Below are 10,487 nucleotides of genomic sequence, written 5' to 3' on the forward strand. Positions count from 1 at the left end.
GCCCCTATCCCAATTCTCCCGGCACGGTCCCGCTTCACCCGCCCGGACGGCTCACATAGAAGGTGGCGCTGTTCCCCACAGCAGTCGCCCCCACCACGGCCGTGCGGCCGGAGCCTATGGTGGCGTTCGTCGTGGCGGTGACGTTTCCGTCGTTGGTCTGGCTGTTGGTGATGTTGACCTCGCCGCCGCACTGGGAGCAGGCGTAACCAGTGACGCTGTTGCCGACCGCCTCGGCGCCGACATAGGCGTCATAGCCGTTGACGCCCGTATAGGTCGCGGCGGCCTCGACCCCGCCGGTGTTCAGCTGGATGTTGTCCAGCTCCAGATAGATGTCGTTGTTGCCGGCGATCACCTCATTGGCGACGGCGCGGGCCGAGACGACGGTCTGGCCCTGCAGATTGGTGCGGGCCCGGGAGACGGCGCGGACCCGGCCCTGGTTGGTCTGGTCGGTGGCGGCGACCAGCGAGCCGCCGGCGTTGTACAGGACGGTCTGGTTGGCGCCGGCGTTGGCGCGGGCGGCCAGGTTCCAGGCGTTGTCGATATAGACGTCGGTGCGGGCCTCGACCGTCGAGGGGGCGTTGGTCTGGCGGATCGTCAGATCCTGGTGCGAGGCGCCGTCCGTTGAGGCTTGGACCCTGTTGGCCACGGCCTCGGACGAGAGGTCGGCCGGGGCGGGGACATACTGGACGTCGGCCAGGGTCTCGGCAAAGACGCCGGTCCGGGCCGACTGGTCGATCGCGCCGGTGATCGACGAGGAGGGGCCGCCCAGAGCGACGCTGTTGGCCACGGCCGCCGAGCCGCCGGCCAGGCCGCTGAGGACATGGGCCGTCGGGGCGTCGATGTCGGTCGTGGCCTCGACGCGGTCGCCGGTCGCGGTCTGAACCGCATCGACGACGAAGGTCGCGCCCTGGGTGGCGACGCCGAGATGATTGCCGCGCGCCCCGGTGGTCGAGACGACCGAACGCTCGGACTCGCCGTTCAGGACCAGGACCGTGTTGGCGCGGGTCGGACCCGTCAGGGTCTGGCGCGAGGACAGGCCGCCCGACGTGTCCTCGATCCCGCCTGAGAGCGAATTGCCGGTCGCGGCGTTCGTCACCGTCAGCTGGTCGACCGAGATGTTCAGGTCGATCTCGCCCGTGACCTCGCCGGTCTGGGTCTGGGTGCTGGAGCAGGTCGAGCCGGTCTGCGGGTCGCAGACCGGCGTCGCCTGGGCCAAGGCCTCAGTAGCGGCTAGGGCGAACGTCGCCGTCGCGGCGATCATGCCAGCGAGACGGATCGGCGCGGGTCTGGCCATTGTTCGTCTCCGTGGTGGGATAGGCCGGGTAATAGCCGCCGGTCGGGCCGACGGTGGACTCGCCAAGGGGATCATTGGCGGCGTTGAGGCAGATTTCGGGGCCGGGCGCCCCGTAGAGATTGGCCATGAACTCGACCGTGGCCCGCTCGACCAGGGCGCGGACGGCCAGCTGGGTGGGCTCCATGCCGCCCGAACCGGCCGAGATGTCGAAGACATTGCCGTCCAGGAAGTCGAACACGCCGGCGGAGATTTCGCGGCCGATGATCTGTTTCTGGTAAGAGACGACGTCGACCACCTCGAGGGTGGTGGTCTGGACCAGGCGAAGGTCCATGGCGATGTTCATCACATAGACGCGGTGGGTCAGCAGGGTCGAGCCGGGACGCGCCGAATCCACCTCGCCCTGACCCGCGTCGAACCCGCCCGAGCGGATATTGTAGTTCACCTCGGTGACGCCGCCGACGATGTAGAAGTCCGAGCCCGGCACCTGGCCGGCCAGGATGCGACGGTACTGGGTGTCTTCGGGGCCTTGGGCGCCGGCCGGCCGGTCGCCGATCAGCTTGTTGTTGGCGTAGCGCAGTTCCAGCTCGGACACCGAGGTGTCGTAGCGTTCGACGATCTGGGCGCCGGCCTTGGCCAGGGCCGAGGTCGCCATCAGCGAGGCCCCGCCGGTGATCTGGCGCCCGCCGTCGGAGGAGACCGTGCCGGTATAGTCGCTGATCCGGCCCACGGCCATGCGCGGCGACGGCAGGTTGTAGCGCCGGGCATAGTCGGCCAGGCAGTAGAGGGCGGTCGAATAGGGGGTCGGATTGGCGGTGACCGGCGCATTGCCGATCGGGGTCGCATAAAGGCCCGACGGCCCGGCCGACGGACTGACGCAGCCGGCCAGGAGGGCGGCGACGGCCGTGGAGACGGCGCTGATGCGAAGAAGGGTTCGACGGCTCATGGCAGGGTGATGTTTCCGTTCAGGGCCGTGCCGGCGTTGATGTCGCCGTTATTGGTCTGTTTCGAGTTGACGATGACGGTGTTGTGGCTGCCCTGGACCACGACGTTTAGCTGGTTGCCGATGGCGGTGGAGCCGCCGATGGTCGCGCCGCTGCTGCTGGAAGAGCCCGCGCCGGCATAGGCCGAGGCCACGCCGCCGGACTGGCTGGAATAGGAAGAGGCCCCCGACTGGATCAGGCCGTTGACGATCAGCCGGTTGCCGTTGGCGTCGCGGGTCGAGCCGGTCGTGGCCGCGCCGGTCGTGCTGCGGGCGGAGCCATAGCCCTGCTGGAAGCGGGCGGCGCCGCCGGAGCCCGTGGTCTGGGCGGCGGCCAGGGTCGGGGCTGCGGCCGCGACCAGGGTCGCGAGCACGAACGGCAGGGGGGCGATCCGCCTCTTGACCGGCATGTGAAGGACTCCTGGCGCGCTGACCGACGACGGACCGAAATCATGATCCGCGCCTAAACTGCGTTAAGGTTATTAAGAACCGCTTGAGATCGACGAAGGGCTTGCCCATTGGTGGGGCATGTCCGAGCCCGACGGCCGATTCGACGGCCCGCCCCAATTCGAGAAGCCCACGTCCGGGAAGCCGACATCCGAGAAGATGTTCAACGCCCCGCTGCCGGCGGTGCTGATCGCCCTGTCGATGCCGTTGCTCTTCTTCTTCCAGCTTCGACTGCCCGACATGGGCGCGGGGATGGGGTTCGCGCCCGCCGATCTGGAGAACGGACGCTGGGGCGGCCTGCTCACCGCCATGTTGCTGCACGGCAGCTGGCCCCACGCCCTGATGAACGCGGTCGGGGCCCTGGCCTTCGGCGCGCCGGTGGCGCGGCTGTTCGGCGACCGGATCGGGCCGACCGTCTTCCTGCTCTTCTATATAGGGTGCGGCGTCGCCGCCGCCCTGGGGTATGGCCTGGTCCACTGGGGTTCGCCCGAGCCGATGTGGGGGGCGTCCGGCGCGGTCTTCGGCCTGATCGGCGGCGCCACAAGGCTGATGGGCGGCCAGGGCCGGGTGCTGGGCCTGTTCGACCGGCGGGTGGTCAGCGCCTCGATCGCCTGGATGGGGGTGAACGCCGTCGTCGGCCTGATCGGTTATGCGCCCGGGGCGGACGGCGCCCGCATCGCCTGGGAGGCCCACGCCTTCGGCTTCCTCGCCGGCCTGCTGGCGATCGGACCCCTGGCGCGGGCCTTCGGCAAGGGGCCGCTCCGTCCGGCTGCGGACAGATCCGAATCAGGGGTTTGATTCCGCCGCCGGCCTGAGCGATCATGGTTTTCGAGCGGCCCTGTCGCCATCCCGGCCCCGCGGTCGTCTCTTAACCATAGAGAAGGAGCCGCGATGTTCGTCGCCGAGATCCTCAAGACCAAGGGAAACGCCGTCTTTTCCATCGCGCCCTATCTGACGGTGGCGCACGCCTGCGCAGAGCTGGAGCTGAAACGGGTGGGGGCCCTGGTCGTCCGCGACGGCGATACCGTCGTCGGCGTGTTCTCCGAACGGGACGTGGTCAAGGCCCTGGCGACCGATGGGCCGACCGCCCTCGGCCGCCCGGTCGGCGACTATATGACGGCCAAGGTGATCTTCGCCGAACCGGGGGAGGCCATGTCCGCCCTGATGACGCGCATGACCGACCGGAGGATTCGCCATCTGCCGGTGATGGAGGCGGGGCGACTGGTCGGCGTCATCTCCATTGGCGACGTCGTCAAATGCCAGATCCAGGAACACGCCCGCGAGGCTGAAAGCCTCAGAACCTATATAGCGGCGGGCTGAGCGGGGCGCCCGAAGCGGACCGCGGATCGGGAGTCTGCGAGAATCTTCGCGGGAATGTCAGAATCCTGTTGCAGACGAAATGGCCCCTACGTATAGGACCGCCTCGCTCGGAAACGGGCCGGCCCTGAGGGCTTCGGAGCTTTGGTTTCGGGGTTTTTGAGGGGAAGAAAGAGTTGAGAAACTTCTTGCTTTCCTGGGTTGGTTTCAATAGGTTCCGCGCTCCAATCGAATCGCCGAACGGTTAAGAGGAAGGCCTCTGCGTTTTCCTCCGGTGATTTTTTGTGGTTTTGAGGGTTCGCTCTCGGGTCTGCAAAATCTCTGAAAAGAGCGGTTGACACGAGGTTCGCGGTTCTCTAAATCGCCGCCTCCGCCGACGACGAGGCGCTAAACAAGTCGGGCCGCTGATGCGGTTTAGGTCTTTGACATTGTTGATATGGAAAGAGAAACGCAGGCGGCGGTGTTCTAGCGATGACCCTAGAGGTCATCATACGACACTGACTATCTGCGGTCTTTTTGAAAAGATACCATGCGTCGGTCTTCGGATCGATGACGTGGGAACTCGTCAATAAAATACGTAGAACTAATGCCAAGGCGCACTTCGGTGTGTCTTCAAGCTTAGGTCAGAAGTCAACTCAACCTGAGAGTTTGATCCTGGCTCAGAGCGAACGCTGGCGGCAGGCCTAACACATGCAAGTCGAACGAACTCTTCGGAGTTAGTGGCGGACGGGTGAGTAACACGTGGGAACGTGCCTTTAGGTTCGGAATAACTCAGGGAAACTTGTGCTAATACCGAATGTGCCCTTCGGGGGAAAGATTTATCGCCTTTAGAGCGGCCCGCGTCTGATTAGCTAGTTGGTGAGGTAAAGGCTCACCAAGGCGACGATCAGTAGCTGGTCTGAGAGGATGATCAGCCACATTGGGACTGAGACACGGCCCAAACTCCTACGGGAGGCAGCAGTGGGGAATCTTGCGCAATGGGCGAAAGCCTGACGCAGCCATGCCGCGTGAATGATGAAGGTCTTAGGATTGTAAAATTCTTTCAGTAGGGACGATAATGACGGTACCTACAGAAGAAGCCCCGGCTAACTTCGTGCCAGCAGCCGCGGTAATACGAAGGGGGCTAGCGTTGCTCGGAATTACTGGGCGTAAAGGGAGCGTAGGCGGACATTTAAGTCAGGGGTGAAATCCCGGGGCTCAACCTCGGAATTGCCTTTGATACTGGGTGTCTTGAGTGTGAGAGAGGTATGTGGAACTCCGAGTGTAGAGGTGAAATTCGTAGATATTCGGAAGAACACCAGTGGCGAAGGCGACATACTGGCTCATTACTGACGCTGAGGCTCGAAAGCGTGGGGAGCAAACAGGATTAGATACCCTGGTAGTCCACGCCGTAAACGATGATTGCTAGTTGTCGGGATGCATGCATTTCGGTGACGCAGCTAACGCATTAAGCAATCCGCCTGGGGAGTACGGTCGCAAGATTAAAACTCAAAGGAATTGACGGGGGCCCGCACAAGCGGTGGAGCATGTGGTTTAATTCGAAGCAACGCGCAGAACCTTACCACCTTTTGACATGCCTGGACCGCCAGAGAGATCTGGCTTTCCCTTCGGGGACTAGGACACAGGTGCTGCATGGCTGTCGTCAGCTCGTGTCGTGAGATGTTGGGTTAAGTCCCGCAACGAGCGCAACCCTCGCCATTAGTTGCCATCATTTAGTTGGGAACTCTAATGGGACTGCCGGTGCTAAGCCGGAGGAAGGTGGGGATGACGTCAAGTCCTCATGGCCCTTACAGGGTGGGCTACACACGTGCTACAATGGCGACTACAGAGGGTTAATCCTTAAAAGTCGTCTCAGTTCGGATTGTCCTCTGCAACTCGAGGGCATGAAGTTGGAATCGCTAGTAATCGCGGATCAGCATGCCGCGGTGAATACGTTCCCGGGCCTTGTACACACCGCCCGTCACACCATGGGAGTTGGTTCTACCCGAAGGCGCTGCGCTGACCGCAAGGGGGCAGGCGACCACGGTAGGGTCAGCGACTGGGGTGAAGTCGTAACAAGGTAGCCGTAGGGGAACCTGCGGCTGGATCACCTCCTTTCTAAGGATGCTTCTCCAGGCCGTCTCTCACGAGGCTGTCTATTGAGGCTCCAATAAACTGCGGGACGCCGCCGTCTCCGTTTCTCTTTCCACTTTCGTCATCGACGCATCGACCATACGGGTTGATGTATTGGTGACGCGATCGCGAGCCTGGGCCTTTAGCCCGGCTGTCGCTGCCATAGGCCCGTAGCTCAGGTGGTTAGAGCGTACGCCTGATAAGCGTAAGGTCGGCAGTTCGAGTCTGCCCGGGCCTACCAGCTCATGCTGGTTGCTGGGGTTGGCCTCCAGCCCACAGGCAGTATCGTATGACAGCTCTCCTGGGCTTTGCACCGTTCCTGTTGGAATGGGGCCATAGCTCAGTTGGTAGAGCGCCTGCTTTGCAAGCAGGATGTCGTCGGTTCGACTCCGTCTGGCTCCACCAGGACCTTGTGATCGCATTCGAGTTTGCCGTTGGCCGTAAGGCTGGCGTGCATTGAAATCGTGAAGGAAGAACGTGACCGGCTCCCCTGAGCTTGTAGGTCTTGTTCGAGAAGAAGACATTGTCTGACAAAAATCAGGCTTGGTCCCCCGGCAACTTTCCAGTCGGGCGGAATAAACCAAGCATGAGTTTTGCTGAGAAACGATCAAACGTTGAAGGGCTTCTGACGGATGCCTTGGCGTAGAGAGGCGATGAAGGACGTGGCAAGCTGCGATAAGAACCGGGGAGGCGCTAGCACCCTTTGATCCGGTTATTTCCGAATGGGGAAACCCACCTTTACAGTCTTCCAACTCTGTTTCTTCGGGAACAGCGATTGGCGGATTGTTTAAAGGTATAATGAGCTGAATACATAGGCTTCATTAAGCGAACCCGGGGAACTGAAACATCTCAGTACCCGGAGGAAAGGACATCAACCGAGACTCCCGTAGTAGTGGCGAGCGAACCGGGACCAGGCCAGTGCTCTTGTGAAATAAAGACGAACGATCTGGAAAGGTCGGCCATAGTGGGTGAAAGCCCCGTAGTCATCAAATAGCAAGAGACTCGAGTAGGGCGGGACACGTGAAATCCTGTCTGAACATGGGGGGACCACCCTCCAAGCCTAAGTACTCCTCTACGACCGATAGTGAACAAGTACCGTGAGGGAAAGGTGAAAAGCACCCCGACAAGGGGAGTGAAACAGATCCTGAAATCGGAAGCCTACAAGCAGTCGGAGCCCCCAAGCGGGGTGACGGCGTACCTTTTGTATAATGGGTCAGCGACTTCATGTGTCGAGCAAGCTTAAGCCGTTAGGTGTAGGCGCAGCGAAAGCGAGTCTGAATAGGGCGCTAAGTTCGACGTATGACGACCCGAAACCAGGTGATCTATCCATGAGCAGGTTGAAGGTTGGGTAACACCAACTGGAGGACCGAACCCGTGAATGTTGAAAAATTCTGGGATGACTTGTGGATAGGGGTGAAAGGCCAATCAAACCTGGACATAGCTGGTTCTCCGCGAAATCTATTTAGGTAGAGCGTCCGACGAATTCCTTGGGGGGTAGAGCACTGGATGGTTGCGGGCTGCGCGAGCGGTACCAATACTAACCAAACTCCGAATACCCAAGAGAACTATCGGGCAGACACACGGCGGGTGCTAACGTCCGTCGTGAAAAGGGAAACAACCCTAACCATCATCTAAGGCCCCCAAGTCACGGCTAAGTGGGAAACGATGTGGGATTGCTTTGACAATCAGGAGGTTGGCTTAGAAGCAGCCATCCTTTAAAGAAAGCGTAACAGCTCACTGATCAAGCGATCCTGCGCGGAAAATGTAACGGGGCTCAAGCCGTGCGCCGAAGATATGGGTTTGCAGTTTACTGCAAGCGGTAGCGGAGCGTTCCGTAGGCCGGTGAAGGTCAGGCGTGAGCCTGGCTGGAGGTATCGGAAGTGAGAATGCTGACATGAGTAACGATAAGAGTGTGAGAGACACTCTCGCCGAAAGACCAAGGGTTCCTGCGTAAAGCTAATCTGCGCAGGGTTAGTCGGCCCCTAAGGCGAGGCTGAAAAGCGTAGTCGATGGGAAGCAGGTAAATATTCCTGCACCAGCTGGAAGTGACGGATGGCTTAACTCGTACCCACTTATTGGATTGTGTGTGCGGGGGCGTTGTCCCAGGAAATAACTCCAGCAGAGACCGTACCCGAAACCGACACAGGTGGTCAGGTAGAGCATACCAAGGCGTTTGAGAGAACTGTGCTGAAGGAACTCGGCAAATTGCACGCGTAACTTCGGAATAAGCGTGACTCACCCTGGGCAACCAGGACTGAGTGGCACAAGCCAGGGGGTAGCGACTGTTTAGCAAAAACACAGGGCTCTGCGAAGCAGCAATGCGACGTATAGGGTCTGACGCCTGCCCGGTGCCTGAAGGTTAAAGGGAGTTGTGAAAGCGACGAACTGAAGCCCAGGTAAACGGCGGCCGTAACTATAACGGTCCTAAGGTAGCGAAATTCCTTGTCGGGTAAGTTCCGACCTGCACGAATGGCGTAACGACTTCCCCACTGTCTCCAGCACAGGCTCAGTGAAATTGAATTCCCCGTGAAGATGCGGGGTTCCCGCGGTCAGACGGAAAGACCCTATGAACCTTTACTATAGCTTCGCCTTGGCGTTAGCGACCGTATGTGTAGGATAGGTGGGAGACTATGAAACCGGGGCGCCAGCTCTGGTGGAGTCGTCCTTGAAATACCACCCTTACTGTCGTTGACGTCTAACCGAGGGCCGTTATCCGGTCCCGGGACATGGCGTGGTGGGTAGTTTGACTGGGGCGGTCGCCTCCTAAAGTGTAACGGAGGCGCGCGATGGTGAGCTCAGAGCGGTCGGAAATCGCTCGTCGAGTGCAATGGCATAAGCTCGCCTGACTGCGAGACTGACAAGTCGAGCAGAGACGAAAGTCGGCCATAGTGATCCGGTGGTCCCGAGTGGAAGGGCCATCGCTCAACGGATAAAAGGTACTCTAGGGATAACAGGCTGATTTTGCCCAAGAGTCCATATCGACGGCAAAGTTTGGCACCTCGATGTCGGCTCATCACATCCTGGGGCTGGAGCAGGTCCCAAGGGTATGGCTGTTCGCCATTTAAAGTGGTACGTGAGCTGGGTTCAGAACGTCGTGAGACAGTTTGGTCCCTATCTGCCGTGGGTGTTCGAAGCTTGAGAGGATCTGTCCCTAGTACGAGAGGACCGGGATGGACATACCTCTGGTGTACCTGTCATGGCGCCAGCTGTGCAGCAGGGTAGCTAAGTATGGAATAGATAACCGCTGAAAGCATCTAAGCGGGAAACTAACCTCAAAACAAGGCTTCGCTGAGGATCGTGGAAGACTACCACGTTGATAGGCCAGGTGTGGAAGTGGGGCGACCCATGAAGCTTACTGGTACTAATAATCCGATCGGTTTGATCGTTTCTCAGCAAAACTCATTCGATGATTGCTCCTTGACCGAAGCAATCTCAGACAATGTCTTCTCATCATCCGCTGTCCGCCTTGTTGACCTGGTGGCTATGTCGGAGGTTCCCCACCCGATCCCATTCCGAACTCGGTCGTTAAGCCCTCCAGAGCCAATGGTACTTCGTCTCAAGGCGCGGGAGAGTAGGTCGCCGCCGGGTCTACAAGGCGGACAGCCGATGATGAAAACCAAATCACCGCAATCAGCGGTCTTCTCGAACCGTTCTTCCTCACGAAAAACTACCGTTTGCCGCGGGATGGAGCAGCCCGGTAGCTCGTCAGGCTCATAACCTGAAGGTCGTAGGTTCAAATCCTACTCCCGCACCCAAGATTTAGCCCGCTATTCCAACAGGATAGCGGGTTTTTCTTTGACCAAATTTCGCGCCCCAGATCCACACGTGGAAGCCACGTGGAAGCGGCAGGACCGCAAACCCCGGCGGGGAGGGGGCTCAATCACGTTTTGCGGCGCGAGAGGATTACACGCAGAATCCCGAGTCGTTGCCTTGCATCGTTCGGCGTGGACAACCGTGGCAAGTATCGCCTAGCTTGCAGGCGAGGGTGGCGAGATGATCGAAACGAGCTCCAACTCAGACGAAGTCTTGGAGGCGCTCGCCACCTCCGCAGGTGAGATCGCGAAACAGCGCCTCATTGCTAGAGGCGTGACGCACCTCGATCAGCTCACGATGGAGGACTCTGAGCCCGAACTTCGGTGCGCCTGGCATGAGGCAGCCGCTCAGTACTTTCCAAACGCCGAACCCCACGCTCTTAAAGAGGCGGTCGACGAACTGTTAGAGGCTATGATCGCGGGCGCCGCAGAGGCCCATCGCGGGTGACGCAGCTTCACCCGTGAGTGTTACTCACGAGAAGTGGTTGAGCGATGTCGCTGAAGCGGCACAAGCGGTGGTTGGACT

The 10,487-nt window shown here is 60.2% G+C and carries 6 protein-coding genes, 3 tRNA genes and 3 rRNA genes; 9 read left to right on the forward strand and 3 right to left on the reverse strand.

Features of this window, described 5'->3' with window-relative positions; translation table 11 throughout:
* Positions 1 to 34: 34 nt before the first annotated feature.
* The 3 genes from hfaD to hfaA are packed head-to-tail and all read right to left on the reverse strand — an operon-like array spanning position 35 to position 2,683.
* Positions 35 to 1,294: a holdfast anchor protein HfaD gene (gene hfaD / locus ACVPT3_RS04370; protein WP_492042979.1), complete on the reverse strand. Its 1,260-nt coding sequence runs from the start codon at positions 1,292 to 1,294 to the stop codon at positions 35 to 37.
* Positions 1,221 to 2,237: a holdfast anchoring protein HfaB gene (hfaB, locus tag ACVPT3_RS04375; protein ID WP_492042980.1), complete on the reverse strand. Its 1,017-nt coding sequence runs from the start codon at positions 2,235 to 2,237 to the stop codon at positions 1,221 to 1,223. The genes hfaD and hfaB overlap by 74 nt, the downstream gene beginning before the upstream one ends.
* The gene (gene hfaA / locus ACVPT3_RS04380) at positions 2,234 to 2,683 is read right to left on the reverse strand and encodes a holdfast anchoring protein HfaA (protein WP_492042981.1); all 450 of its coding nucleotides are present in this window, start codon (positions 2,681 to 2,683) and stop codon (positions 2,234 to 2,236) included. Before hfaA ends, hfaB begins: the two co-directional genes overlap by 4 nt.
* Positions 2,684 to 2,801: 118 nt before the next feature.
* On the opposite strand from hfaA, the gene ACVPT3_RS04385 reads away from it, so the two are divergent.
* The 9 genes from ACVPT3_RS04385 to ACVPT3_RS04425 all read left to right on the forward strand — a co-directional run bounded on the left by ACVPT3_RS04385 (position 2,802) and on the right by ACVPT3_RS04425 (position 10,409).
* The gene (locus tag ACVPT3_RS04385; protein ID WP_492042982.1) at positions 2,802 to 3,518 is read left to right on the forward strand and encodes a rhomboid family intramembrane serine protease; all 717 of its coding nucleotides are present in this window, start codon (positions 2,802 to 2,804) and stop codon (positions 3,516 to 3,518) included.
* 93 nt (positions 3,519 to 3,611) lie between these two features.
* Positions 3,612 to 4,040, forward strand: a complete 429-nt coding sequence (locus ACVPT3_RS04390; RefSeq protein WP_492042983.1) for a CBS domain-containing protein — start codon at positions 3,612 to 3,614, stop codon at positions 4,038 to 4,040.
* A gap of 633 nt (positions 4,041 to 4,673) precedes the next feature.
* A 16S ribosomal RNA gene (locus tag ACVPT3_RS04395) occupies positions 4,674 to 6,134 on the forward strand.
* A 179-nt stretch (positions 6,135 to 6,313) separates the two neighbouring features.
* A tRNA-Ile gene (locus ACVPT3_RS04400) sits at positions 6,314 to 6,390 on the forward strand.
* 88 nt (positions 6,391 to 6,478) lie between these two features.
* A tRNA-Ala gene (locus tag ACVPT3_RS04405) sits at positions 6,479 to 6,554 on the forward strand.
* A gap of 200 nt (positions 6,555 to 6,754) precedes the next feature.
* A 23S ribosomal RNA gene (locus ACVPT3_RS04410) occupies positions 6,755 to 9,535 on the forward strand.
* Positions 9,536 to 9,622: 87 nt separating this feature from the next.
* Positions 9,623 to 9,737: ribosomal RNA gene (gene rrf / locus ACVPT3_RS04415) — 5S ribosomal RNA — on the forward strand.
* Together the 16S, 23S and 5S rRNA genes with 3 tRNA genes alongside form the textbook arrangement of a ribosomal RNA operon.
* Positions 9,738 to 9,827: 90 nt before the next feature.
* Positions 9,828 to 9,904 (forward strand) — tRNA-Met (locus tag ACVPT3_RS04420).
* Positions 9,905 to 10,142: 238 nt separating this feature from the next.
* A complete protein-coding gene (locus ACVPT3_RS04425; RefSeq protein ID WP_492042984.1) occupies positions 10,143 to 10,409 on the forward strand; it encodes a hypothetical protein in 267 nt (88 codons plus the stop codon).
* Positions 10,410 to 10,487: the final 78 nt, after the last annotated feature.

The organism is Brevundimonas sp. FV1ps31S (genome assembly GCF_058681265.1).